This window comes from Methylomagnum ishizawai (assembly GCF_900155475.1).
Classification (GTDB): domain Bacteria; phylum Pseudomonadota; class Gammaproteobacteria; order Methylococcales; family Methylococcaceae; genus Methylomagnum; species Methylomagnum ishizawai_A.
Genome location: NZ_FXAM01000001.1, coordinates 4,441,925 through 4,466,122, shown reverse-complemented (window position 1 = coordinate 4,466,122; position 24,198 = coordinate 4,441,925). Strand labels below are relative to the sequence as shown.

Sequence of the window (24,198 nt, the reverse complement as noted above, 5' to 3'; positions counted from 1 at the left end):
CGGCGGTGGGTCGTTCCCACCGCCGTTTTTTAGCGGGAAGCCGCCGTCCCGGCTCAGTGCTGCATCCCTTGCATGGCGGGGTCGCCGCTATTGGAGCCAGCGCCACCGCCCATGCCGGACATATCGTGCCCGCCATGGCCGCCCCGGCTGACGCCGCCGGCGCTCTGGCCCGCGCCGCTGCCACCGCCGCCCGCGCCCGCGCTCACGCCTTCGCGCTGCCTAAGGCCGATGGCCGCGCCGGACGCCTTGGCGATGTTTTCGGCGGTCAGCCCGCCCAGGGTCAGGGCGGAATCCACCACGATGGTGGTCACGTCGGTGATGTCCATGCGGTCGGCCAGCGGGCTGGTCACCACGGCCTTGACCGGGCCGACCACGTCATTCGCGGGTGGGGTCGCGGTCAGCACGATGGGATAGAGGGTACCGGCCGGCACGGTGAGGTTGTAATGGTTGGAATTGCCGGACAGCGGGGTGCTGACGATGAGCTTGCCGTTCTTGTCGTGGACTTCGACCTTGCCGTCCATGATCGGGCCGTGCTGGTCCTGGACATTGCCGGCGATATGGGCCTCCTCGCTGGCGGGGGCCGAGACGCCGCCGCCGCCGCTCTGGCCGCTGTCGCAGCCCGCCGCGAACACCGCGGCCAGCGCGATGGACAGGGCGCACAGGCCGCTTTTCAGGAGGGGGAAGGACTGTGTGGAGTGTGGTTGGGTCATGGTTCTGAGGCCAATGTTTGAAGTGGGGCGATCCGGTCGGGGTTGCGGAACCACCGGCGGTTTTTGGTTTTTTTCCGGGCGGGAAAGGCGGTGGACAGCGGTATCGACCGGCGTTGCAAGGCGCGGGGTTTATAGCATATCGCCCGCTGTTTTGTAATATTCGGGCCGGGGCGGTGGCACGCGGTAGCGCGCCAGGGCTGGAGTCCAAAGCTTGCTTTGGCCGGGGCGGTCCAAAGCAAACTTTGGACTCCAGTTTGGGCCGTCGAACCGGGACGCCACCGCCGGGACCGGGCACCGGGGGGGATCAGCCCGCCCGCCGCCAGAATGCCATCAGGACATGCCGGGCCGCGGCCACTGGTAGCCTTTCAGCAAGCCTTCCCAGTAGATCATCGGGATTGCGTAGCGCTTGAGCAGATACATGCTCAGGCGTTCCTTGCTCTGGTCGAAGGGGAAGGTTTCCTTGGGCTTCAGATCGTAGTCGAATTCGGCCAGGATCAGCCTGCCATAACCCGTGACCAGCGGGCAGGAGGTATAGCCGTCATAGGCCAGGGTCGGCTGCCCGCCGTTGATGACCGCGAGCAGGTTGGCTTCCAGCACCGGGGCTTGGGCGCGGATGGCGGCGGCGGTCTTCGAGGTCGGCAGGCTGCTGGCATCGCCCAGGCTGAACACATTGGGATAGCGGGTGTGCTGCAAGCTGGCCTTGTCCACGTCCACCCAGCCGCCCGCGTTGGCCAAGGGGCTTTGCTTGATGAAATCGGGCGAACTCATCGGCGGCACCACATGGATCATGTCGTAGGGCTGCACGACTTCTTCGCCAGAGTCGGCGTTCTGGAACACGGCTTCCTTGGATTCGGCGCGGATTTCCACCAGGTTGTGCTTGAAGAACGTCTCGATGCCGCGCGGTCCCACGGCCTGTTCCATCAGGGCGTTGGCGTACTTGGGCACGCTGAAGAGAGTCGGCGTGGCGCAGTAATACAGGACGCGGGTCTTGTCGCGCAGCCCGTGCTTGCGGAAATAATCCTCGGCCAGGTACATGATCTTCTGCGGGGCCCCCGCGCATTTGATGGGCGGCGGCGGAAAGGTGAACACGGCGTTGCCACCCTGGAAATTCTTGATATTGTCCCAGGTGATGGGGGCGAGGTCGTAGCCGTAGTTGCTGCATACGCCGTTCTTGCCCAGGGCTTCGGGCAAGCCCTTGATCTTGCCCCAATCGATCTGCAAGCCGGGGCAGACCACCAGATAGTCGTAATTGAGGGTTTTGCCGCCTTGGGTGGCGAGGCTGTTATTGGCGGGATCGAAGCTCGCGGCGGCGTCCTTGATCCAGGTCGCGCCCTTGGGGATCAGGCCCGCCATGGGCCGTACCGATTGCTCGCGGCTCACGACCCCGCCGCCGACGAAGGTCCAGAACGGCTGGTAATAATGGTTTTCGGAAGGCTCGACGATGGCGACATCCTTGATGCCTGCGCGTAGCAAACGGGCGGCGACGCCGAGTCCGGCGGCACCGCCGCCGACCACGACGACACGGTGATGGGTTGCGTTCTCCATGGAATAGTCTCTCCGGGATAATTGGGTGATGGGGATTATGCTTGTAGGGATGGACACCGCGGCCTTGGGCGCGGAACCCTCGCCATTCTGCATCCCGGCCCGGCGTGTTGACAATCCACCTGCGCTCCCGGCGGGCGGCCCGGCGGAGCGGTGCGCGTCCGGTTTTTGGCGCGGCCCGGTGCGCCCAGGCCCGCCGGAATCTCGCCGCCGCTTACCAATTGCGGTGAATGGGGCTATGTTTTATGGCACTGGGTGGACTCCCACCCCGGCGAACTTCCAAGGAATCCACCATGGCGGAAAAAGACAAACTGGACCTGGGCGAGGAACGCAAAACCTCGTCCGTCAAGAAGCTCGCCTTCATCGTGCTGGGCGCGGTGTTGGGCACCTTGATCGCGGTGTTCGCGGCCTTGTATTTCCTCGGCATCTTCCCGCCCAAGGCGGCGGACGGCGCGGCCCCGGCGGGCCAGGAAGCCACGGCGGCCGGACATGACGAACACGGCGCGGAAAAGACCGAAACCGCCGAGGCGGCGGAACACGAGGGCGAAGAGGAAGATCATGGCAAGCACAAAAAGGGCAAACATGGCGAACACGACGAAGCGCCGACGCTCTACCAGGACTTGGAACCGGCCTTCGTGGTCAACTTCCAGGGCAGCCCGGACGCCCGCGTGCTGCAAGTCAGCCTCAGCATCGCGACCGACGATGCCAGTGTGGTCGAGGCGGTGAAGAAGCATTCGCCCATGATCCGCAACAACCTCCTGATGCTGATGAGCGCCGAAGACCCCGCCGCCCTCAAGACCACCGAGGGCAAGGAAGCCTTGCGTGCCAAGCTGTTGGAGGAAATCAACGCCATCATCAAAAAGCAGGCCCGCAAGCGCGATGCCGTCGATGAGGTCTATTTCACCGCTTTCGTCATGCAGTAGCCCCCGCCATGGCCGTCCATGATTTATTGACCCAGGAAGAAATCGACGCGCTCTTGCATGGCGTGGACGATGGCGAGATCAAGACCGAGTCGGATGCCGGCTACACCCGCGGCGAGGTGCGGGCCTTCGACTTCACCAGCCAGGACCGTATCGTCCGGGGCCGGATGCCGACCCTGGAAATGGTCAACGACCGCTTCGTGCGCCATTTCCGGGTCAGCTTGTTCAATATGCTGCGGCGCTCCTCCGAGATTTCGGTGTCGGGGGTGCAGGTGCTGAAATTCTCGGAATACGTCCACAGCCTGTTCGTGCCGAGCAACCTCAACGTGGTCCGCATGAACCCCCTGCGCGGGCGGGCCTTGCTGGTGATCGAGCCGACCTTGGTGTTCACCGCCGTGGACAATTTCTTCGGCGGCAGCGGGCAGTTCTACAACAAGATCGAGGGCCGCGAGTTCACCCCCACCGAGATGCGGATCATCCGCATCATCCTGGATTTGATCTTCAAGGACATGAAGGAAGCCTGGGCTCCGGTCATGCCCATCGATTTCGAATACCTGGGTTCCGAGGTCAACCCGCAGTTCGCCAATATCGTCAGCCCGACCGAGGTGGTGGTGGTCTCGACCATCCATATCGAACTGGAAGGCGGCGGCGGCGATTTGCACATGACCATGCCGTATTCCATGATCGAGCCGATCCGGGAGCTGTTGGACGCCGGTATCCAGGGCGACCGCGGCGAGGATGTCGATGGGCGCTGGCGCTCGGCCCTGCACGCGGAAATCCTGGGGGCCGAACTCGAAATGCACAGCCTCCTGGTGGAAAAGGAACTGGTGCTGGAAGACCTGTTGCACTTCAAGCCCGGCGATGTGATCCCGGTCGAACTGCCCGAGACCGTCACCGTCATCATCGAGGACATTCCGGTGTTCCGAGCCAAGCTGGGCGTCTCCAAGGGTTATTATGCGGTGCAGATATTGGAGAAGGTGGCCCGGCAGCCGGAGGCGGACCGGGGTGTGTTGATTTAGGGCGTGCCGGGCCATGCCCGGTGGTGAGGAAAACAAGCGATGAGCGAGAACGATCTGGGATTGGACGATCCCTTGGAAGGTGCGGGCGACGGGGCGGGCGACAATTTCGCCGACGATTGGGCGGCGGCGATGCAGGAACAACAGGCCTTGGCCGACCGCATCGCGAGCGCCCCCAAGATCGCCCAACCCATGCGGGCCGAGTTCGACGACTTGGTGCCGCCGCCCACGGTCGAGGCGAAGTCCGAGGATGTCAACCTCGACGTGTTATTGGACGTGCCCGTCACCATCGCCATGGAGATAGGCCGCACCCGCATCAATATCCGCAACCTGCTGCAACTGACCCAAGGCTCGGTGGTGGAACTGGACCGGCTGGCGGGCGAACCCATGGACGTGATGGTGAACGGCACCTTGATCGCCCATGGCGAAGTGGTGGTGGTGAACGACAAGTTCGGCATCCGCCTGACCGACGTGGTCAGCCCCGCCGAACGGGTGAAGAAACTGAGATGAAAAGACGGGCGGCAGTGGGCTGGACGCTGTGGCCGCTGGCGGTATGGGCCGAAACCCCGATCCCTCCCGCCGTGCCCGCCGTGAATCTCGGGCAATGGCTGTCTGCCTTGGTGCTGGTGCTGGGATTGATTTTCCTCGGCGCTTGGCTGCTGCGGCGCTTGGGGAGTTTTTCGCGGCTGGCACCGGGGCAGTTCCGGGTGCTGGCGGCGGTGTCGCTGGGGGCGCGGGAACGGGCGGTGTTGTTGCAGGCGGGCGGCAAGCAATTGGTGTTGGGCGTCGCGCCGGGCCGGGTGGAAACCCTGTGCGTGCTGGAAGGGAACGACTCGATCCCGGTCGAGGCGGCCCCGCCACCGCCGGAAACCGCGGGCCTGTTCGCCCAGCGGCTGGCGGAATTGTTGAACCGGAAGCGGCCTTGAAAGCGCGGCATCCGCTCCGGGGATTCGGCGCGGGTGTGCTGCTGGCCTGGGGGGTGTTATTCGTCGCCGCCGCGCAGGCCGCGCCCGGCATCGACGCCGTGACCGTGACCAATAACCCCGCGGGCGGGCAATCCTACACGGTCAGCCTGCAAATCCTGGTGCTGATGACGGCTTTGAGCCTGTTGCCGTCCTTGCTGCTGGGGATGACCTCGTTCACCCGCATCATGGTGGTGCTGGCGATCCTGCGCCAAGCCCTGGGCACCGGTCAGACCCCGAGCAACCAAGTCCTGCTGGGGATTTCGCTGTTCCTGACGCTGTTCACCATGTTGCCGGTGTTCGAGCAGGTCCACGACCAAGCCTACCAGCCTTATATCCAAGAGAAGATCACGCCCGAGCAGGCGGTGGAACGGGCCGGGGTGCCGTTCCGCCAATTCATGCTGCGGCAGACGCGGGAAACCGACCTCGAAATGTTCGTCCGCGTGTCCGGCAAGACCATCGACACCCCGGAGGAAACCCCGTTCTCGCTGTTGATCCCGGCCTTCATGATCAGCGAGTTGAAGACCGCCTTCCAGATCGGGTTCCTGTTGTTCCTGCCCTTCCTCATCATCGATCTGGTGGTGGCGACGGTGTTGATGTCCATGGGCATGATGATGCTCTCGCCCATGGTGATCTCGCTGCCGTTCAAGCTGATGCTGTTCGTGTTGGTGGATGGCTGGTCCTTGGTGGTGGAAACCTTGGCGGCGAGTTTCTATGTGACGTAGGCGGTGGTTCAACGGGGCGTGGGTTTATGAGCTACCAATTATCGGATTCCCAGGTCGGCGCGGCGTTCGCGGGGCGTCTGGTGAGCGTCGATGGCGAGCGAGGAATACGGTTTCGAGGTCGTCGATATCGGATTGTTGACGGTGACTTCCGGTTGGGTCGCCGCGTCGGACCCGTTCGTCGATCCCGCGCCCCCGGCGTTCACCCGCGCGGTGCCGCCGGGTAACTACCCGGTCCAATTGGCCATCGCGCGGCTCTCCGACGGCGACGAACGGGTCGCGTTCGCCCGGCTGGTGTTCCAAGCCGATGGGCATATCGAGCGCTGGGAAATGGCGGTGGCCGCCGGGCAAGATGTGGCGACACTGGGGGAGGACGGCTATTTCGGCTACGGGGTGGATACCGGGACGGGCTGCTTCATGGATGTGGAAGCGGGCCGGTCTTTGTCGTCCAGAATGGATATTGATCCTAGCTATTTCGACGAACTCCTCGGCGCGATGGAGTCGTGGCTGGTTTTCACGCCTGATGCAGATTCCCCCTGCAATATCGCTTGCTTTTCCAGCGGCTGGGGCGATGGGCTCTATCCCTCGTTCTTCGGGCTCGACCGGGCCGGTCGGCCGGTGGCCTTGATGACGGATTTCCTGGTTTTCTAGTGTCCTTAAGGCTGTCCCCGGTTCATCCATATCCCCAAGCCGGTGGCCACCAGCAAAGCCACCCCCAAAGGCCAAGGATATAATTCGGTGTGGGGCCGGTAATAACGCTTATCCCGCTCCACGGGTTCCAATTGGTCCAGCAGCCGATAAATCTCCTCGAACTCCGCCATATCCCGCGCCCGGAAATAGCGTCCACCGGTTTTCTCGGCGATGCCACGCATGGTGGGTTCGTCCAAATCCTTGGAGGGATTTACCCGTCGGCTGCCGAAGAAGGGGTCCCGCAGCACCATTTCGTCGGCCCCGATACCGATGGTGTATATCTTCAGCCCGGCCCTGGCGGCCAGATCGGCGGCTTGCAAGGGCGCGACCGTCCCGGCGGTGTTGGCCCCGTCGCTGAGCAGGATCAACACCCTTTGCCCGGCTGGATTGTCCCGCAGGCGCTTGACCGCGAGGCCGATGGCGTCGCCGATGGCGGTCTTATCGCCCGCGAGGCCGATGGCGGCTTCGTCCAGCAGGGTTTCCACCGTCTTGCGGTCGAAGGTCAGCGGCGCTTGCAAATAAGCCCGCTCGCCGAATAGGATCAACCCCAGCCGGTCGCCCACCCGCCGTTCGATGAATTGGCCCGCCACCGCCTGGGTCGCGGTCAGCCGGTCCACCGGCTTGCCTTCCAATACGAAATCCTGCATTTCCATGCTGCCGGACAGGTCCACCGCCAGCAGCAAATCCCGTCCGCTCACCGCTTGCTCGATAGGGTCGCCCAACCACACGGGCCGCGCCGCGGCGACCACCAGAAGGGCCCATGCCAGCGCCGCCATCCAGAGCCGGGCGGTGGGCGTACCCGTGTTGCGCTGCGCGTTGGGCAAGCCATCCAATTCATCGAGGAATGGTGTCCGCAAAGCCGCGCCCGCCGCGTCCTCCACCGGGGGCAGCAGCCTATAGACCAGCCAGGGCAAGGGCAGGGCGAGCAGCATCCAGAACCAAGCGAAATCGATCATGGGCGGGGAGTCTTGCGGACGGGGGCGAGGGCACGATGGGCGGCTTTGGTTTTGGCGAGCGCCCGCAGCCAATCGCGGGATAAGGCGAGCAAAGGCTCGATGTCGGTGCCGGTCCGTGGGCGGTAGGGCGCTTCCGTCAATGAGCGTCCCGGACCTTGGCTGAAGCGGGGTTCGCCCAGGGTCGCATCCAGCCAGTCCAGCCATGCCGCGCCGGTCAAACCCGCGACCTGCTGGCGGGGATATAGGCTCAGGGCGGTCCGGCGCAGGAGGATGGAGAGGCGGCGCAGTTTTTCATCCGGGGCGAGTTCCGGGGCGTTCGCCAGGGCGTCGAGTTCTCGCCGTGCCAGCTTGATCGGCGTGACCCGCCGCCAACGTAGCACCAGCCAGACCGAGAGCGCGACGAGGCCGATGGCGGCTAGCAACGCCAGCCACCAGCCCGGTGCCGGGGGCCACCAACCAATGGCGGCGGGGAGATGTATATCGCGTAAAGGCAGGGGTTCCATGGTTCAATTAGGGTGGCGTCGAATGCCTTGTTGCAGGATCAGCAGGGGATCGTCGAGGGTGCGGCAGGCCACGAAGCGCAGCCCGTGGCCCAGGGCCAGCGACCGCACCCGCTGCTGGCGTTCCAGGAAGCGCCGTTCGTGTTCGGCGGCGGTGTCGCGGTTGGCATCGACCAGCAACTCCCGTCCCGCCATGGCGTAGCGGTGCCGCCCCAAGGGCAGCGCCTGTTCCAGCGGATCGGATATCATCACCAGCACGCCATCGCAATGCCGGGCCAAACGGCTGAGCGCGGCCTCGCCCTGGGCGTTGAGATGGCGGAAATCGCTGAACACGAACACCAGGCTGCCGGGCCGGGCATGGCGCGGCAGGCGCGACAAGGCGTCTTCCAAGGCCGTTTCCGCGGTGTCTCCGGCGGCGGGATCGGCTGGGTCCACCAGGGCTTTGAGCAGGCGCAGCACGGCGCGGTGGCCATGGTCCGGTTTGAATTCGACCCGGCCCGCTTCGGAAAAGATTTGCCCGCCCACGCGGTCGCCATGGGCGCGGGCGCTCCAGGCGATCAGCGCCGCCAAACGCGCCGCCATGGCCGATTTGAACATGCCTCGCGTGGCGAAGAACATCGCGGCGCGGTAATCCACCGACAGGAATACCGGGCGTTCCCGCTCCTCGCGGAATAGCTTGGTATGCGGCTTGCCGGTGCGGGCGGTGACTTTCCAGTCCAGTTGGCGCACATCGTCGCCTTGGGCGTAGGGACGGGTTTCGTCGAATTCCATGCCGCGGCCCTTGAACGCGGTCAGGTATTGGCCGCTCTGCAAGGCGCGGACGGTGGCGCTGGCCAAGCGCAGCCCGGCGGCGGGTTGGCTCAGGCGGATCAATTCGTCGAGGCCGGGGCGGATGGCGGCGGGGAGCGGGGCGCTAGGCATGTAAAAACCGCTGCAAGATGTTGTCGAGGAAGTTGAAACCGAGGTCGGTGCAACGGATATGGTCGCCCTGCCGTTCCAACAAGCCTTCGTCCAGGCAGTGGCATAGCTCCGGGGCCAGGGCGTCGAGCGGCAATCCGGTGCGTTCGGAAAATAAGGTTTCGGGGAAGCCTTCTTTGAGCCGCAGGGCGTTCATCAGGAACTCGAAGGGCAGGGCGTCCGCCGCGACCGTTGCGCGCCCGCCTTGCAGGCCGGGCTGGCCGCCGGCATCCAGATAATGCTGGGGGTGCTTGATCTTCCAGGTGCGGGTCACGCCGCCGGTCGCCGGGTCGGTGATCTTGCCGTGGGCACCGGCCCCTATCCCCAAGTAATCGCCGAAGCGCCAGTAATTCAGGTTATGTCGGCAGCGCCACCCTTCCCGCGCATAGGCCGAGACCTCGTATTGCCGATAACCGCGCCCGGCCAGCGCGGATTGGCAGGCGCGTTGGATGGCCCAGATATCATCGTCTTCCGGCAGGCGCGGCGGGTATTTGTGGAATACGGTATTGGGCTCCAGGGTGAGCTGGTAGAACGACAGATGGGTGGGGCCGAGCGCCGTGGCGGTGTGGATATCGGCCAGCGCTTCGGCTTCGGTTTGATCCGGCAGGCCGAACATCAGGTCCAGGTTGAAATTGCTGAAGCCGGCGGTCCGCGCCAGTTCCGCCGCCGCCAAGGCTTCTTCGCGGCCATGGATGCGACCCAGCGCGCGCAGATGGTTGGGGTCGAAACTTTGGATGCCGAGGGAGAGGCGGTTCACGCCCGCTTGCCGGAAACCCCGGAACTTGCCGCTTTCCGCCGTGCCGGGATTGGCTTCCAAGGTGATCTCGGCGTCCGGGGCGAGGACCGTGCGTTCGCGGACGCCGTCGAGCAAGCGGGCGATGCCTTCGGCGCTGAACAGGCTTGGGGTGCCGCCGCCGATGAAAATGGTGGCCACGGCGCGGCCCGCCACGGCGGGCAGTTCATCTTCCAGGTCCAGCAACAGCGCGTCGATGTAGGCGCGTTCGGGCCAGTCCGCCGCCGCGTGCGAATTGAAGTCGCAATACGGGCATTTGCGGACGCACCAGGGCAGATGGATGTAGAGGCTCAAAGGCGGTGGATTCGGCATGGTGGGGATTGTACCCCGGCCATACCGAATCCGAACGGGTCCGGCACGGCGATTTCCGACGCAGGGCGGACATTTGAAAGATAAGGGCGGGGGTGGCGGCGATCCGGTTTGGTGCCTTGCGTCCACCATCCCGCGGTTCCGCGCCTCTGGTACAATGCGCCACTTTCCATAGGGTATCCCGCGCGTGCCAAACCCGATCCGCATCGCCACCCGTAAAAGTCCGCTCGCCCTCTGGCAGGCCGAGCATGTCGCCACGCGCTTGAAAGCGGCCCATCCCGGCCTCGAAATCGAGCTGGTGAAGCTGGTCACCCGTGGCGATAAGATTCTCGACGCCCCGCTCGCCAAGGTCGGCGGCAAGGGCTTGTTCGTCAAGGAATTGGAGCAGGGCATTTTCGAGGGGACCGCTGACCTGGCGGTGCATTCCATGAAGGACGTGCCCGCCGAATTGCCGGAAGGGCTCCACCTCGCTGCCATCCTGGAGCGCGAAGACCCCCGCGACGCCTTCGTCTCGCTACGCCACGCCTCCCTTGCCGCATTACCGTCCGAGGCACGGATCGGCACTTCCAGCCTGCGCCGCCAGTGCCAGCTCAAATTGCTGTTTCCCGGTTGCCGGACCGAAGTCCTGCGCGGCAATGTCGAAACCCGGCTCGCCAAACTGGAAAGCGAGGGCTACGACGCCATCATCCTCGCCGCCGCCGGTTTGAAACGGCTGGGCCTCGCGGGGCGCATCACCGAACTCCTCGAACCCGAAACCAGCCTGCCCGCTGTCGGCCAGGGCGCTATCGGCATCGAGTGTCGGCGCGACGATGCGCGGATCAACGCGCTGTTGGGTGTCCTGCACCATCCGGCCACGGCGATCCGCGTCGCCGCCGAGCGGGCTTTCAACACCCGGCTGGACGGCGGCTGCCAAGTGCCCATCGCGGGCTATGCCGAATTGTCGGGCGATACCCTGCGCCTGCGCGGTTTGGTGGGTTCTCCCGATGGTGGTGTCGTGGTCCGGGGCGAAAGTACCGGGAATTGCGCCGCGGCGGAACCATTGGGGATCGCGCTGGCGGATGAATTATTGGCGCGGGGGGCCGACCGCATCCTCCGGGATTTGTACGGCTGAGCCATGGTGGCGACCGGACCACTCGCGGGCCGTACCCTCCTGGTGACCCGTCCGGCGGATCAAGCCGAAGGTTTGTGCGCGTTGATCGAAGCCGCCGGGGGCAGGGCGTGGCGCTGGCCGTTGCTGGAGATCGTGCCGGTCGGGGACGCCGCCCCGGCGCTCGCCCTGTTGAACCGCGAGGACTGGGATTGGCTGGTTTTCGTCAGCGCCAATGCCGTGCGGTGTGCGGCCGGTTTGCAGTCCTGGACCCGGCGCGGCTTGGGTTCCACGCGGATCGCGGCGGTCGGCGCAGCCACCGCCCAGGCGCTGGCCGAAACCGGAATGCGGGTAGACCTGATTCCCAAACCGCAGTTTAATAGCGAGTCGCTGTTGGCCACCCCCGAATTCACCCAGGTTTTGGGCACGCGCATCCTGATTGTGCGCGGTGCCGGCGGGCGCGAATTGCTGGCGCGGACCTTGGCGGAACGTGGTGCCGAAACGGCCTATGCCGAAGTCTATCAGCGGCGCTGCCCCCAAACCGATGCCACCGCCTTGATCGAAGCGTGGCGGAAGGGCGGCGTCGATATGGCGCTGGCGACCAGCGGTGAAGTCCTGGCCCATCTGATGGACTTGCTGGGCGAGGCTGGCCCCGAACTCGCCGCCCGAACGCCCCTGGCCGTGATCGGCGGGCGCATCGCGCAACACGCCCGCGAGCGGGGATGGCGGCGGCTGATCGTGGCGGAACCGGCCAGCGATAGCGGCATTGTCGCGGCAATCATCGGCTTTTATCGGGAAGGGGGAATCCGGCGCGATCCGCCCGGTCTTCCATAACAATACAGCACGGACCCATAGAACCAACTAGACGGGGATACAGCATTGGTTGACGAGGAAAAACTAGACATGTCGGCCACCGAACCCTCCGCCGGCACCGCGGAGCCGGAGGCCGTGGCCAAACCCGCCGCGCCGGATGGCCCGACCCGAAAGACCCGCAGCATGGCGTGGGTGGGCTATATCATCTTGTTGGCCGTGCTGGTGATCGCGGCGGGTGGTTGGTATTTGCTCAAGGAACTGCGTTCCAGGCAGGAAGGCTTGGGCGGGCAATTGAGCAACAAAGACCAGCAACTCCAGAACGTGGTCCAGCAATTGAGCGCCCTGCAAGCGGAAATGGCCGCGCTCCACTCCCAAATCACCACCGCCCAGACCCAGGTCGTCACCGAGGACTCCAAGGTCGAGCGCGAACTCGGCGAACAAGCCACCCGCTTGAACGACCGCATCGACCTGACCCGCAACGAAATCGGCGGGGCCGTGCAGGCCATCCAGCGCCAGCTGAACCGCAGCCGGGGCGATTTGATGGTGGCCGATGCCGAATATCTTTTGAGCATCGCCAATCAAAAGCTGCATCTGGTCGGCGATGTGAAGGCGGTACTGGCCGCGCTGGAGGCGGCGGACCAACGCTTGCATGATAGCGGCGATCCGGCGGTATTCAAGGTGCGCGAGGCGCTGGCCGAGGAAATCGGCCTGCTCAAGAAGATGGACGCGCCCGATGTGGTCGGCCTGTCCGCACAACTGCTGGCCTTGGAGAACAAGGCCAAGAAGTTGCCCTTGTTCCTGCCCCATGCGGGCACGATCAAGGAGCATGCCGGGAACGCCCCCGAGGCCACGGGTGAACACGGGTCGGCCTTGGAAGATATCAAAGGCTTGGTCACTGTGCGCCATGCCAACCGCCCGATAGAGGAAATCCTCGAACCCGCCCAGGCCGAAGCCCTGCGCCAAATCCTCCTGCTCAAGCTGGAAACCACCCGCGCCGCCTTGTTGCGCGGCGACGAAACCCTCTATAAAACCAGCCTCGCTTCGGCCAGCGATTGGCTCAAGGAACATTTCGATACCGGCGTCCCGGCGACCCAGGAAGTCGCGGACGAGTTGAACGGCTTGGCCGCGCACGATCTCAGTGTGCCGCTGCCGGATATCAGCCAGTCCCTGACCCTGCTGCGCAATATCGAACGGCTACGGCTGGAAGCCGAGGAAAACCTGGGGAAACCCAAACCGCCAGCCACTCCAGAGCCGAAACCCGCCGAACCGCCCAAGCCCGCCGCAGATGAATCGGAAGAGGACGCCGATGAACCGGGAGCGCAGCCGTGAAAAGAAAAATCATCTTTTCGTCGGTCGCGCTCCTGCTCGCCATCGGCCTGATTGTGGCGGCCTATCGTTGGTTGGTGGCGCATGGCAACGCGGGCTATGTCATCATCGGGATCAACCAATGGGTGTTGGAAACTTCGCTGTATGTGATGGTGGTCACCACGGTGCTGGGCTTCGTGGCCTTCTACATCGCGCTGCGCCTGATTTCCAAAGCCCTGAGCCTCCCGCAAGCCCTCAAACAGCGCAGCCATGAACAACGCGGCCGCCGTTCGCAGGAAGCCTTGATTACCGGCTTGCTGGAAACCACCGAGGGCCAGTGGGAAAAAGCCGAGCGCAACCTGATCCGCCATGCCGCCGACAGCGGCCTTCCGCTCATCAATTACCTGACGGCGGCGCGGGCGGCCCATTCCCGCGGTGCCCACGAGCAGCGTGACGAATACCTGAACCTCGCCCGCCAAGCCGTGCCCAAGGCCGAATTGGCCGTCGCCCTTACCCGCGCCGAACTGCAATTGTCCACCAAGCAGTTCGACCAAGCCCTGGAATCCCTGACCCATCTCAACCAGATCGCGCCCAGCCATGCGGCGGTGTTGCGGCTCACCCATCAGCTCTACGAGCAAATGGAGGATTGGGAGGCGCTGCACCGGCTGATTCCGGCCCTGCACAAGAACAAGGTTTTGATGGAGGCGGAAATCCACCGCTTGGAGGCCGATACCTATGCCGCCCTGTTGCGCCGCCGTGCCGAAACCCGCGATGCCATGCAGTTGCGCGAACTGTGGGCGCATATCCCCCAGCACATCCGCGGACTGACCAGCCTCGAATCCCTGTATTGCGCCGCCATGATCGAGTCCGGGGCCGGGACGGAGGTCGAGGAGTTGTTGCGGCTGGCCTTGGGCCGGGATTGGAACGAGACCTTGCTGGTGTTGTATGGCTGCATCCAGATGGCCGATACCGAAGGCCAGTTGCACCATGCCGAAACCTGGCTGGAACTGCATCCCCGCGACCCCGTGTTGCTGCGGGTGCTGGGCAAGCTGGCCCTGCGGATCAAGCAAAGGGACAAGGCCCGCGACTATATCCGCGGCAGCCTGGATATCGAACCCAGCGTCGAAGCCTACCAACTCATGGGCGATTTGCTGTTCGCCCAGAAGGACTATGTCGCCGCCAGCAATTATTACCGCAACGGCCTGATGTTCGCGTCCAACGAAGCCGTGGCCGCCATCGAGGAAGAGCAGCAGGAGGCTGCGGTGGCCGAATCCGCCGAAGTGTCCGCGACGCCTGCCGAAACCTGAGCCCGGCCCGCGCTGTTTTCCCCTTCCGTGGCTCGGGAGGGGGATTTCCCCCGCCCATCACCGAGTTCCCCCGTGTCCCAGTCCGTCATCTTGTTCGAGGGGGTCGGCAAGAAATTCCGCCGTTCCCTTGCCTCCGCCGCGCTGTATGGCCTACAGGATTGCGCCCGCGCCTTGGTGGGCCGGAAACCGCCGGAACGGCTGCGCGAACAGGAGTTCTGGGCTTTGCGCGATGTCTCGTTCGCCGCCGGACGCGGGGAATGCATCGGCATCATCGGCCCCAACGGCGCGGGCAAAAGCACCCTACTCAAATTGGTGGACCGCGAATATCGCCCGGATACGGGCCGCATCGCCACCCGAGGCGCGGTCAAGTCCCTGGTCCGGCTGGGCGCGGGACTGCAACCCTTGCTGACCGGGCGCGAAAACATCTATCTGAAATGCGCCGAACTGGGCCTCGGCAAGCGCGAAACCGACGCCGTGCTGGACCGGATCGCCGGTTTCGCCGGACTGGAAAAATCCCTCGATGCCCAGGTCAAGCATTATTCCGACGGCATGTACGCCCGGCTGGAGTTTTCCATCGCCACTTGCGTGCCTATGGATATTCTGCTGATCGACGAGGTGCTGGCGGTGGGCGATATCGCGTTCCAGATGCGCTGCCTGGAACGGCTGGACCAACTCAAGCGCCTGGGGACCACGATCCTGTTCGTCTCCCATTCCGAGATGAACGTGCGGCAGATCGCCGACCGCTGCCTGCTCCTGTTCGATGGCGAAGCCTTGGCGTTCGGGACCACCGATGTCCTGTTCCTCAAGTATTACGAATCCTTGGGGTTCGTCCAGCGGGCGCTCAAGCCCTTGGGATTGGCACCGGAACCGCCCGCCGTTTCAAGCGATGTGGCGTCCATCGCCCGCTTGGCGGTGGCGGGCGGGATTGCCGGTTTGCCCAAGGCGCGGACCGGCGGGGCTTTGACCTTGACGGTGGATTACACGGCCAAGGCTCCGGTGGAGCGGGCCGCGCTGGTGCTGGAATTCCGGGGCGCGGCGGATTTGCTGATGGCGACCCTCGATTCCGCGCTGAACGGCGCGGTGGTGGCTTTGGCCGGACGGGGACGCTTGCGGGTGGTGGTGCCGTTCCTGGGGCTTGCGGCGGGGGTTTATCGGATCGCGGGCGGTTTCCGGCGGGACGGCGCATGGCTGGGCTATGGCCCGGACCTGCTGCGTTTGACGGTGGAGCAGGGCGGCGATGTGGAAACTTCCGGGCTGTTCGCCCTCCGCGCCGATATCGAGGCGCTGGACTAATCCCGGCTGCGGGCTTTTTCTTCCATCATCCGTTCCAGGATGGGCAGGAAGATGATTTCCATCGCCAGTTCCAGTTTCCGGCCCGGTATCACGATGGAATTGTGCCGCGACATGAAGGAATTGCGTAGCTTCGACAGCAGATAGCCGAAGTCCACCGCGAATTTCCTGGGTTCGTTGATGCGGATGATGACGAAGCTTTCCTCGGCGGTGGGAATGTCCCGCGCCGCGAACGGATTCGAGGTATCGACCGTCGGCACCCGCTGGAAATTGATATCGGTCTCGGAGAATTGCGGGGTGATGACATGCACATAATCATGCATGCGGCGCAGGATGGTCGCGGTCACGTCCGCCGGTTTATAGCCGCGTTCGGCGGTGTCGCGGTGGATTTTCTGGATCCATTCCAGGTTGACGATGGGCACGATTCCCACCGAAAGGTCGGCATAGCGGCGGATATCGATATCCCCATGCCGCACGGCCCCGTGCAAACCCTCGTAGAACAACAGATCGGTATCGGGCGGCAGTTCTTCCCAGGGCGTGAAGGTGCCCGGTTTGGTGCCGCCGTGTTTGCGGCTTTCTTCCTCGTCGTGGATATAGTGGCGGCGGCGGCCCGTGCCGTTTTCGCCGTATTCGCGGAACAGGGCTTCGAGTTCTTCCAGCAGGTTGGCCTCGATGGCGAAATGGCTGAAATATTCGCCACGGCTCTGCGCGGCGGCGACGCGGCGGCGCATCTCCACCCGGTCGTAGCGGTGGAAGCTGTCGCCCTCCACGATGGCCGGGCGCTGGATATTCAACCGGCGGAACAGGCGCTCGAAAGCCCGCTTGGCATTGGTCGTGCCCGCTCCCGACGATCCGGTGATCGAGATGATGGGGTGCTGCTTGGACATGCTGAGCGGTCTCGCTGATTTCTCGGTGGGGGGATTCGCGCCGGGGCGTGGAATCGGGGGCGGCGGTGCGGTTGGGGTGGGATCGGAGCCGGGTTCATCCGAGGGCCGATGGTATCAAACCGGATTGGGCACCGGAAGCGAGGGATGGGAATATTGAGCATCTCCGCCGGAATAAGCCGCGGCGGCGGGCAAAAAAATAGGGTGGGGCCCGGCCCACCCTATCCTGATCCGGGGAAAACGCGGATCGCTTAGTTCACGACCGGGTCGAGTTCGCCCTTGGCGTAGCGCTTGCTCATTTCTTCCAGGTTGTAGACCTTCTTGAGCTTCGAGGCTTGGCCGGCGGAGTTGAAGGCTTGGTAACGGGCCTTGCAGATGCCGGTCATGCCCTTGGTGGCTTCCTTCAGGAACTTGCGCGGGTCGAAGTTCTTTTTGTCTTCCGCCAAGTGCTTGCGGATGGCGCCGGTGGAGGCCATGCGCAGGTCGGTGTCGATGTTGACCTTGCGGACGCCGTTCTTAATGCCTTCGACGATTTCCTCGACCGGCACGCCGTAGGTCTGGCCCATGTCGCCGCCGTAGCTGTTGATGATCGCCAGCCAGTCTTCCGGCACGGAGGAGGAACCGTGCATCACGAGGTGGACGCTGGGGATGCGAGCGTGGATTTCACGGACGCGGTCGATGCGCAGCACCTTGCCGGAGGGCTTCTGGCTGAACTTGTACGCGCCGTGGCTGGTGCCGATGGCGATGGCCAGCGCGTCCACGTGGGTCTTTTGGACGAAATCGGCGGCTTCGTTCGGGTCGGTCAGCAGCAGGGAATGATCCAGGCTGGCCTTGCCTTCTTCCAACGAACCCAGGCAGCCCAGTTCGCCTTCCACAGACACGCCGCAGGCATGGGCCAGATCGGCCACCAAGCGGGTGACTTGGACGTTGTATTCGTAGCTGGAGGGGGTCTTGGCGTCTTCTTGCAGCGAGCCGTCCATCATCACCGAGCTGAAGCCGGATTGGATGGAGCGGAAGCACACGCCGGGAGCCGCGCCGTGGTCCTGGTGCATACAGATGGGGATGTGCGGGTACTGTTCCAGCGCGGCCAGGATCAGGTGGCGCAGGAAGGGCTCGCCGGCGTAGGAGCGCGCACCGGCGGAGCCTTGCAGGATCACCGGGGAATCGACGGCGGACGCCGCTTCCATGATCGCCTGCACCTGTTCCATGTTATTGACGTTGAAGGCCGGCAAACCGTAGTCGTTCTCGGCGGCGTGGTCGAGCAACTGCCGGAGGGTAATAAGTGCCATATGTAGTCCTCGCTTGTGTGTGTCGTCTCCCCGGTCCCGTGGGCGACGGGGCCGGGGAAGGGCCATGTTGTCGTTATGGATTTAGAGCAGTTCTTCGACCGCTTTCACGACGTTGTCGACGGTGAAGCCGAACTCCTTGAACAGCTGGCCGGCCGGGGCGGATTCGCCGAAACGGTCGAGGCCGATGACCTTGCCTTCGAAGCCGACATACTTGTACCAGCCGTCGGTGGAACCGGCTTCGACCACCACGCGCTGGGTGATGGAAGGCGGCAGCACGGTGTCGCGGTAGGCTTTATCCTGGGCCTCGAACACATTGGTCGAGGGGATGGACACCACGCGGACTTTTTTGCCGTTCGCGGCCAGGGCTTCCTGGGCCTTCACCGCTAGTTCGACTTCGGAGCCGGTGGCGATGAGGATGGCTTCGGGCGTGCCTTCGCAATCGCGCAGTACGTAGCCGCCCTTGCGGATCGCGGCGATCTGTTCGGGGGTACGGGCGACGTGCAGCAGGTTCTGGCGCGAGAAGATCAAGGTGGAGGGACCGTCCTTGCGCTCGATGGCGGCGGCCCAGCACACGGCGGATTCCACCGCGTCGGACGGACGCCAAACCTGCATGTTGGGGATCATACGCAAGGTGGCGGTCTGCTCGACCGGTTGGTGGGTCGGGCCGTCTTCGCCCAGGCCGATGGAGTCGTGGGTGTACACGAACAAGGTCGGCGCCTTCATCAGCGCGGCCATGCGCAGCGCGTTACGGGCGTATTCGGAGAACATCAGGAAGGTCGCGCCGTAGGGCTTGAAGCCGCCGTGCAGGGCGATGCCGTTCATGATGGCGGACATGCCGAATTCACGCACGCCGTAATAGACGTAGTTGCCGTCGAAACCGGCGGCGTTCACGTCCTTGCAGCCTTTCCACAGGGTCAGGTTGGAACCGGCCAAGTCAGCGGAACCGCCCAGCAGTTCCGGCAGCAAGGGGCCGAAGCCGTTGAGGGCGTTTTGGGACGCTTTGCGGCTAGCGATGGTTTCACCTTTTTCGGCCACGGCGTTGATGAAGGCGGCGGATTTCTCGGCCCAGTCGGCGGGCAGTTCGCCGGACATGCGGCGCTCGAATTCGGCGGCTAGTTCCGGGTATTCGCGGCGATAGTTCTCGAAGCGGTCGTTCCAGTCGTTCTCGGCCTTGGCACCGGTTTCGATGGCGCTCCAGCCTTCGTAGACATCCGCCGGGATTTCGAACGGGGCATGCGGCCAGCCCAGGTTTTCGCGGGTCAGGGCGATTTCATCGTTGCCCAGCGCGGCGCCGTGGCATTCTTCCTTGCCCTGCTTGTTGGGGGAGCCGAAACCGATGATGGTCTGGCAGCAGATCAAGGACGGCTTGTCGGTGACGGCGCGGGCGGCTTCGACGGCGGCCTTGATGGCGTCGGCGTCGTGGCCGTCCACTTTCGGGATGACGTGCCAGCCGTAGGCTTCGAAGCGGGCCGGGGTGTTGTCCTGGAACCAGCCGGGGGTGTGGCCTTCGTGGCCGCGGACTTCGCCGTCGATGGAGATGTTGTTGTCGTCGTAGAACGCGATCAGCTTACCGAGGCCCATGGTGCCGGCCAGGGAGCAAGCTTCGTGGGAGATGCCTTCCATCATGCAGCCATCGCCCAGGAACACATAGGTGTTATGGTCGACGATGGTGTGGCCGGGGCGGTTGAACTGGCCGGCCAAGGTGCGCTCGGCGATGGCGAAACCGACGGCGTTGGTGATGCCCTGGCCCAGGGGACCGGTGGTGGTTTCGATGCCCGGCGCATAACCGTATTCGGGGTGGCCGGGGGTTTTGGAATGCAACTGGCGGAACTGCTTCAGTTCTTCGATGGGCAGGTCGTACCCCGTCAAGTGCAACAGGGAGTAGATCAGCATGGAGCCGTGGCCGTTAGACAGCACGAAGCGGTCGCGATCCGGCCATTTGGGGTTGGCCGGGTTATGGCGCAGGTAATCGTTCCACAGGACTTCGGCAATGTCCGCCATTCCCATCGGCGCTCCGGGATGGCCGGAGTTGGCTTTCTGTACGGCATCCATGCTCAGGGCGCGTATGGCGTTGGCTAGTTCTCGGCGCGAAGGCATGTTCTTCTCCTAAAAGGTTGTCGGGGTTAACTGGTTGTTATCGGGCTAAGGATTGCGAATTATCTATCAACAAAGCTGGCTTTGTCATCTAACCTTCCCATCATTCCAAGGACTTGCGGGACTTCGAAAAGATAGGGGGGCGCGGGAGGGATGGCGGGGAGACAGCTTCGATGCCGAGCTGGCATAAGCTGGTTAATTTACGCGGAATATTGTATAAGAAAAACTAAGAGATTTTTACTCATCGGATAAAATTTCCCTTATAAAAAGCCTGGAAGCCAGCCATGAACATCACCCTCCGGCAGTTGAAGGTTTTCGAGCGGGTCGCCCGCCGCCTGAGTTTCACCCGCGCGGCGGAGGAGCTTTACCTGACCCAGCCCGCCGTTTCCATGCAGATCAAGCAGTTCGAGGAGAATATCGGCCTGCCTTTGTTCGAGCGCCTGGGCAAGAAAATCTATCTCACCCGTGCGGGCGAGGAACTGTACCAGCTCAGCCGCACCATCTCCGAACAATTGGACGCCGCCGAGTTGCTGATCGAGGAATTGAAGGGCACCGATGGCGGGCGCTTGGTGGTCGCGGTCGCCAGCACGGTGCATTATTTCGGTATCCGCTTGCTGGCCGAATTCTGCCGCCGCTATCCCAAGGTCAAGGTCAGCTTCAAGGTCACCAACCGCAAGGGCTTGTTGCAGCAGTTGGAGGACAACGAGGCCGATGTGGTGCTGATGGGCCAACCGCCGGAGGACCAGGATTTGCAATACGAAGCCTTCCTGGAAAATCCCTTGGTGTTGATCGCCCCGGCCGGCCATCCCCTGGCGGGCAAGCGGGGGATTCCGTTGAGCGAACTTCAGGACGAGAACTTCATCATGCGGGAGCAGGGTTCGGGCACCCGCAGCGCGGCGGAGCGCTATTTCGGCGAACGCGGGGTGCACCTCACCGCCAGCATGGAAATGAACACCAACGGGGCCATCAAACAAGGCGTGGAGGAAGGCTTGGGGCTGGCCATCGTGTCCATCCACACCCTGGAACGCGAGTTGGAAAGTGGCCGGGTGGTGGTGCTGGACGTGGAGCATTTCCCGATCCGGCGGCAATGGTTCATCGTCCATCGTTCGGGCAAGCGCTTGTCGGCGGTGGCGCGGGAATTCGCCGATTTCGTGCGGAGCGAGGCCCGTTCGTTCGTGCGTACCGAGGTTATCGAGGTGGCCTTGGGCAAGGCGTCCGCTGCGCCGGGGCCGGAAGCCTAGACCGTTTTGGAATATCTCGGCCCCGCGTCCGCCGCCGGGGCTTGCAAATGGCCATCGAACAGCATGGCGATATTGCGGAGGAATAACCGCCCGGTGTCGGAAACCCGGATCAACCCGCCTTCCAAGCTCAGCAAGCCATCCGCTGCCAAGCTTTCCAAGCCTGCCCGGCAAGCGAAATAGTCCTCGAAATCCACGTCCCATTCCCGTCCGAACGCCGCCGTATCCAGTTCCAAATCGCACATGATGCAGGTGATCGCCTCCCGCCGCAGCCGGTCGTCGCGGGTGGTGCGGATGCCGCGCTCGGTGGGCAGGCGTCCGGCTAATACCCGGTCGCGATATTCTGGCAGCGGCTTGAGGTTCTGGGCGTAGACTTCGCCGGTCTGGCTGATGGCCGACGCCCCGAACGCCAGGATGTCGCACTCGCGGTGGGTGGTGTAGCCCTGGAAATTGCGGTACAGGGTTTTGCTTTTTTGCGCCAGCACCAGTTCGTCGTCGGGCAGGGCGTAATGGTCCATGCCGATGTAGACATAGCCCGCCCCGGCCAGCCGGTCGAGGATGAGTGCCTGCAAGGCGATGCGGGTGGGGAAATCCGGCAGATCGGCCTCGGGAATCAGCTTTTGGTGGCGTTTCATCCATGGCACATGGGCGTAGGTGAACACCGCCAGCCGGTCAGGCCGCAGGTTGATCACCGCGTCCAAGGTGCGGGAAAAACTTTCCACCGTTTGGTGCGGCAATCCGGTCATCAGGTCCAGGTTGATCGACTCGAACCCGGCCCCGCGCATCCAGCCATAGACCTCCCGGATCAAGGCTTCCGGCTGCACCCGGTTCACCGTCCGCTGTACCCGCTCGTCCAAATCCTGCACGCCCAGGCTGATGCGGTTGAATCCCAGGCGCTTGAGGGTCTCGACATGGTCGCGGCTGAGTTCGCGCGGGTCGGCTTCGCAGCCGATTTCGGCCTGGGGGTCCAGCGTGAAGCCCGCCAGCAAATGTCCGAACAGCCGCTCGATATCCTCCGGGCGTAGAAAGGTCGGCGTGCCGCCGCCCCAGTGCAGTTGCTTGACCACCCGTTCCGGGGCCACCAAGCCGGTGACGAGGTCGATTTCCCGGAACAGCCAATCCAGATAGCGCTCGGCCCGGCCATAGTCGCGGGTCGCCACCATATTGCAGCCGCAATACCAACACAAGGTGTCGCAGAACGGGATATGGGTATAGAGCGAGAGGCCGCGCGGGCTGTGGCGGGTCGCTTCCAGTTCCGTCCGCCAATCGGCGTCGGTGAAGCCGGTCTGGAAATAGGGCGCGGTGGGGTAAGAGGTATAGCGCGGTCCCGGTTGGCAATATTTTTCGAGCAGGGCGGCGGTTTTCATGGCGGGAGTCCTGGGAATATGGGCCGGGATTCAGGCGGTGGGCCGCAACCGTGACCACTCGAAGCGGCGGCCCGGATCGGTCTTGCGGGCCGGGGCGATATCGCTGTGTCCCGCCACCCGCTCCGGCGCGAGCGTCGGATAAGTATCGTACAGCAGGGCCAACACCGCGTTCAGCCGTGCGTATTGGGCCTCGGTATAGGGGCCGTGGTCGGTGCCTTCCAGTTCGATGCCGATGGAGAAATCGTTGCACACCGTCCGGCCCCGGTAGCTCGACACTCCCGCGTGCCACGCCCTCAGGTTGAACGGCACGTATTGCACGGTTTCGCCATCGCGCCGGATCAACAGATGGGCCGAGACCCTGAGATGGGCGATCCCGGCGAAATAGGGATGGGCCGCGGGGTCCAGTTGGTTGGTGAACAGCCGGTCGATCCAGGGACCGCCGAACTCGTCCGGCGGGAGGCTGATGCAATGGATAACGACCAAGGCGATATCGGCGGGATCGGGCCGGGCGTCGTGGTTGGGGCTGGGCAGCCGCCGGGCCTCGCTCAGCCAATGATCGATGATTTCCATGGGGACGGCGGTTTTAGGCGCCCAGTACGATCCGCATGGACAGATCGACGGCGTGGACGTTCTTGGTCAAGGCACCGACCGAAACATAATCGACGCCGGTTTCGGCGATGGCGCGGAGTCCTTCGAGGGTCACGTTACCGGAGACTTCCAACTCGGCCCGGCCTTGGGTCATCGCCACCGCTGCCCGCATCGCCTCCAGGGTGAAATTATCTAGCAGGATGCGCGGAGCGCCCGCGTCCAGGGCTTGGCGCAGTTCGTCCAGGTCTTCCACCTCGACTTCGATCATGACCCCGGCGTCCAGGGCTTTCGCGGCGGCGACCGCCTGCGCGATGGAACCCGCCGCCAGGATATGGTTTTCCTTGATGAGGATGCCGTCGTACAGGCCGATGCGGTGATTGTGGCAACCCCCCACCCGCACCGCGTATTTCTGGGCTTCCCGCAGGCCGGGCAGGGTTTTACGGGTGTCCAAGACTTTGGTTTGGGTGCCCGCCACGGCCTGGGCGTAGCCGCGGGCCAGGGTGGCGGTGGCGGACAGGGTTTGCAGCAGGTTGAGCGCGGTACGCTCGCCGGTGAGCAGGGCGCGGGCCGGGCCGCGTAGGGTACAAAGTTCGGTGCCCGCCACCGCTTCGCCACCTTCTTCGATCCGCCAGTTGACCACCACCCCGGAATCGAGGTGTGCGAACACGGCGGCGAACCCGTCCCGGCCACATAGCACCAGGGGTTCCCGCGTCACCACGCTGGCGCTGGCCTGGGTCTGGGCCGGGATGATGGCGGCGGTCAGGTCGCCGCCGCCGACATCCTCGGCCAGGAAACGGGCGATGTCCGCCGGGGCGGGGGAGGCGGTGTACGGCATGGGCGGGTGGTCTCCTCGCGAAGA

General features: G+C 64.1%; 24 protein-coding genes. 12 read left to right on the top strand and 12 right to left on the bottom strand.

The genetic code is table 11. From position 1 onward, the window contains the following. Positions 1-53 precede the first annotated feature (53 nt). The gene (locus B9N93_RS20125; RefSeq protein ID WP_085215990.1) at positions 54-710 is read right to left on the bottom strand and encodes a hypothetical protein; all 657 of its coding nucleotides are present in this window, start codon (positions 708-710) and stop codon (positions 54-56) included. A gap of 330 nt (positions 711-1,040) precedes the next feature. Then, positions 1,041-2,255 (bottom strand): NAD(P)/FAD-dependent oxidoreductase, encoded by a 1,215-nt coding sequence (locus tag B9N93_RS20120; RefSeq protein ID WP_085215989.1) that lies wholly within the window; start codon positions 2,253-2,255, stop codon positions 1,041-1,043. A gap of 290 nt (positions 2,256-2,545) precedes the next feature. Between B9N93_RS20120 and B9N93_RS20115 the strand changes: the two genes are divergently transcribed. The 6 genes from B9N93_RS20115 to B9N93_RS20090 all read left to right on the top strand — a co-directional run bounded on the left by B9N93_RS20115 (position 2,546) and on the right by B9N93_RS20090 (position 6,523). Next, positions 2,546-3,175 (top strand): flagellar basal body-associated FliL family protein, encoded by a 630-nt coding sequence (locus B9N93_RS20115; RefSeq protein WP_176225347.1) that lies wholly within the window; start codon positions 2,546-2,548, stop codon positions 3,173-3,175. Between the two features lie 8 nt (positions 3,176-3,183). After that, on the top strand, positions 3,184-4,191 hold the full coding sequence (fliM, locus tag B9N93_RS20110; RefSeq protein ID WP_085215987.1) for a flagellar motor switch protein FliM: 1,008 nt from the start codon (positions 3,184-3,186) through the stop codon (positions 4,189-4,191). 189 nt (positions 4,192-4,380) lie between these two features. Continuing rightward, the gene (gene fliN, locus B9N93_RS20105; RefSeq protein ID WP_246628668.1) at positions 4,381-4,698 is read left to right on the top strand and encodes a flagellar motor switch protein FliN; all 318 of its coding nucleotides are present in this window, start codon (positions 4,381-4,383) and stop codon (positions 4,696-4,698) included. Then, positions 4,695-5,114 carry a flagellar biosynthetic protein FliO gene (gene fliO / locus B9N93_RS26090; protein WP_085215986.1) on the top strand — a complete coding sequence of 140 codons (420 nt, stop codon included), beginning with the start codon at positions 4,695-4,697 and terminating at the stop codon, positions 5,112-5,114. Before fliN ends, fliO begins: the two co-directional genes overlap by 4 nt. Continuing rightward, on the top strand, positions 5,111-5,875 hold the full coding sequence (fliP, locus tag B9N93_RS20095) for a flagellar type III secretion system pore protein FliP (RefSeq protein ID WP_085215985.1): 765 nt from the start codon (positions 5,111-5,113) through the stop codon (positions 5,873-5,875). Before fliO ends, fliP begins: the two co-directional genes overlap by 4 nt. Positions 5,876-5,965: 90 nt before the next feature. Continuing rightward, on the top strand, positions 5,966-6,523 hold the full coding sequence (locus B9N93_RS20090) for a DUF4241 domain-containing protein (protein ID WP_085215984.1): 558 nt from the start codon (positions 5,966-5,968) through the stop codon (positions 6,521-6,523). Positions 6,524-6,528: 5 nt separating this feature from the next. Here the strand turns inward: B9N93_RS20090 and B9N93_RS20085 are convergent, their stop codons facing one another. Genes B9N93_RS20085 through hemW form a run of 4 tightly spaced genes read right to left on the bottom strand, consistent with a single transcriptional unit; the run spans position 6,529 to position 10,080 of the window. Further along, a complete protein-coding gene (locus tag B9N93_RS20085; protein ID WP_085215983.1) occupies positions 6,529-7,518 on the bottom strand; it encodes a vWA domain-containing protein in 990 nt (329 codons plus the stop codon). Then, complete coding sequence (locus B9N93_RS20080) at positions 7,515-8,021, bottom strand: DUF4381 domain-containing protein (protein WP_085215982.1); 507 nt, start codon at positions 8,019-8,021, stop codon at positions 7,515-7,517. Before B9N93_RS20080 ends, B9N93_RS20085 begins: the two co-directional genes overlap by 4 nt. 3 nt (positions 8,022-8,024) lie before the next feature. Next, a complete protein-coding gene (locus B9N93_RS20075; protein WP_085215981.1) occupies positions 8,025-8,939 on the bottom strand; it encodes a DUF58 domain-containing protein in 915 nt (304 codons plus the stop codon). After that, on the bottom strand, positions 8,932-10,080 hold the full coding sequence (hemW, locus tag B9N93_RS20070) for a radical SAM family heme chaperone HemW (protein ID WP_085215980.1): 1,149 nt from the start codon (positions 10,078-10,080) through the stop codon (positions 8,932-8,934). The genes B9N93_RS20075 and hemW overlap by 8 nt, the downstream gene beginning before the upstream one ends. A 184-nt stretch (positions 10,081-10,264) precedes the next feature. Here hemW and hemC point away from each other — a divergent pair, with 184 nt between their 5' ends. The 5 genes from hemC (at position 10,265) to B9N93_RS20045 (ending at position 15,882) form a co-directional block, all read left to right on the top strand. Beyond that, complete coding sequence (gene hemC / locus B9N93_RS20065) at positions 10,265-11,188, top strand: hydroxymethylbilane synthase (protein ID WP_085215979.1); 924 nt, start codon at positions 10,265-10,267, stop codon at positions 11,186-11,188. 3 nt (positions 11,189-11,191) lie between these two features. After that, positions 11,192-11,998, top strand: a complete 807-nt coding sequence (locus B9N93_RS20060; protein WP_085215978.1) for a uroporphyrinogen-III synthase — start codon at positions 11,192-11,194, stop codon at positions 11,996-11,998. A 69-nt stretch (positions 11,999-12,067) separates the two neighbouring features. Beyond that, positions 12,068-13,306, top strand: coding sequence for a uroporphyrinogen-III C-methyltransferase (locus B9N93_RS20055; protein WP_085215977.1), 1,239 nt, complete (start codon positions 12,068-12,070; stop codon positions 13,304-13,306). Further along, on the top strand, positions 13,303-14,589 hold the full coding sequence (locus tag B9N93_RS20050) for a heme biosynthesis HemY N-terminal domain-containing protein (RefSeq protein ID WP_085215976.1): 1,287 nt from the start codon (positions 13,303-13,305) through the stop codon (positions 14,587-14,589). The genes B9N93_RS20055 and B9N93_RS20050 overlap by 4 nt, the downstream gene beginning before the upstream one ends. A 72-nt stretch (positions 14,590-14,661) precedes the next feature. Next, positions 14,662-15,882 (top strand): ABC transporter ATP-binding protein, encoded by a 1,221-nt coding sequence (locus B9N93_RS20045; RefSeq protein WP_176225345.1) that lies wholly within the window; start codon positions 14,662-14,664, stop codon positions 15,880-15,882. Here the strand turns inward: B9N93_RS20045 and B9N93_RS20040 are convergent. The 3 genes from B9N93_RS20040 to tkt all read right to left on the bottom strand — a co-directional run bounded on the left by B9N93_RS20040 (position 15,879) and on the right by tkt (position 20,149). Next, complete coding sequence (locus B9N93_RS20040; RefSeq protein ID WP_085215974.1) at positions 15,879-16,766, bottom strand: phosphoribulokinase; 888 nt, start codon at positions 16,764-16,766, stop codon at positions 15,879-15,881. The two genes, B9N93_RS20045 and B9N93_RS20040, sit on opposite strands and share 4 nt — an antisense overlap. A 248-nt stretch (positions 16,767-17,014) precedes the next feature. Next, complete coding sequence (gene fba, locus B9N93_RS20035; RefSeq protein WP_085215973.1) at positions 17,015-18,052, bottom strand: class II fructose-bisphosphate aldolase; 1,038 nt, start codon at positions 18,050-18,052, stop codon at positions 17,015-17,017. A gap of 81 nt (positions 18,053-18,133) precedes the next feature. Further along, the gene (tkt, locus tag B9N93_RS20030; protein WP_085215972.1) at positions 18,134-20,149 is read right to left on the bottom strand and encodes a transketolase; all 2,016 of its coding nucleotides are present in this window, start codon (positions 20,147-20,149) and stop codon (positions 18,134-18,136) included. 281 nt (positions 20,150-20,430) lie between these two features. Here tkt and B9N93_RS20025 point away from each other — a divergent pair, with 281 nt between their 5' ends. Next, on the top strand, positions 20,431-21,387 hold the full coding sequence (locus B9N93_RS20025; protein ID WP_085215971.1) for a LysR family transcriptional regulator: 957 nt from the start codon (positions 20,431-20,433) through the stop codon (positions 21,385-21,387). Here the strand turns inward: B9N93_RS20025 and hemN are convergent. Genes hemN through nadC form a run of 3 tightly spaced genes read right to left on the bottom strand, consistent with a single transcriptional unit; the run spans position 21,384 to position 24,174 of the window. Next, on the bottom strand, positions 21,384-22,751 hold the full coding sequence (hemN, locus tag B9N93_RS20020) for an oxygen-independent coproporphyrinogen III oxidase (protein ID WP_085215970.1): 1,368 nt from the start codon (positions 22,749-22,751) through the stop codon (positions 21,384-21,386). The genes B9N93_RS20025 and hemN overlap by 4 nt on opposite strands. A 30-nt stretch (positions 22,752-22,781) precedes the next feature. After that, positions 22,782-23,321, bottom strand: coding sequence for a 1,6-anhydro-N-acetylmuramyl-L-alanine amidase AmpD (ampD, locus tag B9N93_RS20015; RefSeq protein ID WP_085215969.1), 540 nt, complete (start codon positions 23,319-23,321; stop codon positions 22,782-22,784). Positions 23,322-23,334: 13 nt separating this feature from the next. Beyond that, a complete protein-coding gene (gene nadC, locus B9N93_RS20010) occupies positions 23,335-24,174 on the bottom strand; it encodes a carboxylating nicotinate-nucleotide diphosphorylase (protein ID WP_085215968.1) in 840 nt (279 codons plus the stop codon). Positions 24,175-24,198 lie beyond the last annotated feature (24 nt).

What these genes read in the sequence shown, in the direction of transcription:
- B9N93_RS20125 (WP_085215990.1), bottom strand. Translation starts at nt 710, where the DNA reads ATGACCCAACCACACTCCACACAGTCCTTCCCCCTCCTGAAAAGCGGC.
- B9N93_RS20120 (WP_085215989.1), bottom strand. Translation starts at nt 2,255, where the DNA reads ATGGAGAACGCAACCCATCACCGTGTCGTCGTGGTCGGCGGCGGTGCC.
- B9N93_RS20115 (WP_176225347.1), top strand. Translation starts at nt 2,546, where the DNA reads ATGGCGGAAAAAGACAAACTGGACCTGGGCGAGGAACGCAAAACCTCG.
- fliM (WP_085215987.1), top strand. Translation starts at nt 3,184, where the DNA reads ATGGCCGTCCATGATTTATTGACCCAGGAAGAAATCGACGCGCTCTTG.
- fliN (WP_246628668.1), top strand. Translation starts at nt 4,381, where the DNA reads ATGCGGGCCGAGTTCGACGACTTGGTGCCGCCGCCCACGGTCGAGGCG.
- fliO (WP_085215986.1), top strand. Translation starts at nt 4,695, where the DNA reads ATGAAAAGACGGGCGGCAGTGGGCTGGACGCTGTGGCCGCTGGCGGTA.
- B9N93_RS20090 (WP_085215984.1), top strand. Translation starts at nt 5,966, where the DNA reads ATGGCGAGCGAGGAATACGGTTTCGAGGTCGTCGATATCGGATTGTTG.
- B9N93_RS20085 (WP_085215983.1), bottom strand. Translation starts at nt 7,518, where the DNA reads ATGATCGATTTCGCTTGGTTCTGGATGCTGCTCGCCCTGCCCTTGCCC.
- B9N93_RS20080 (WP_085215982.1), bottom strand. Translation starts at nt 8,021, where the DNA reads ATGGAACCCCTGCCTTTACGCGATATACATCTCCCCGCCGCCATTGGT.
- B9N93_RS20075 (WP_085215981.1), bottom strand. Translation starts at nt 8,939, where the DNA reads ATGCCTAGCGCCCCGCTCCCCGCCGCCATCCGCCCCGGCCTCGACGAA.
- hemW (WP_085215980.1), bottom strand. Translation starts at nt 10,080, where the DNA reads ATGCCGAATCCACCGCCTTTGAGCCTCTACATCCATCTGCCCTGGTGC.
- B9N93_RS20060 (WP_085215978.1), top strand. Translation starts at nt 11,192, where the DNA reads ATGGTGGCGACCGGACCACTCGCGGGCCGTACCCTCCTGGTGACCCGT.
- B9N93_RS20055 (WP_085215977.1), top strand. Translation starts at nt 12,068, where the DNA reads ATGTCGGCCACCGAACCCTCCGCCGGCACCGCGGAGCCGGAGGCCGTG.
- B9N93_RS20040 (WP_085215974.1), bottom strand. Translation starts at nt 16,766, where the DNA reads ATGTCCAAGCAGCACCCCATCATCTCGATCACCGGATCGTCGGGAGCG.
- fba (WP_085215973.1), bottom strand. Translation starts at nt 18,052, where the DNA reads ATGGCACTTATTACCCTCCGGCAGTTGCTCGACCACGCCGCCGAGAAC.
- tkt (WP_085215972.1), bottom strand. Translation starts at nt 20,149, where the DNA reads ATGCCTTCGCGCCGAGAACTAGCCAACGCCATACGCGCCCTGAGCATG.
- B9N93_RS20025 (WP_085215971.1), top strand. Translation starts at nt 20,431, where the DNA reads ATGAACATCACCCTCCGGCAGTTGAAGGTTTTCGAGCGGGTCGCCCGC.
- hemN (WP_085215970.1), bottom strand. Translation starts at nt 22,751, where the DNA reads ATGAAAACCGCCGCCCTGCTCGAAAAATATTGCCAACCGGGACCGCGC.
- ampD (WP_085215969.1), bottom strand. Translation starts at nt 23,321, where the DNA reads ATGGAAATCATCGATCATTGGCTGAGCGAGGCCCGGCGGCTGCCCAGC.
- nadC (WP_085215968.1), bottom strand. Translation starts at nt 24,174, where the DNA reads ATGCCGTACACCGCCTCCCCCGCCCCGGCGGACATCGCCCGTTTCCTG.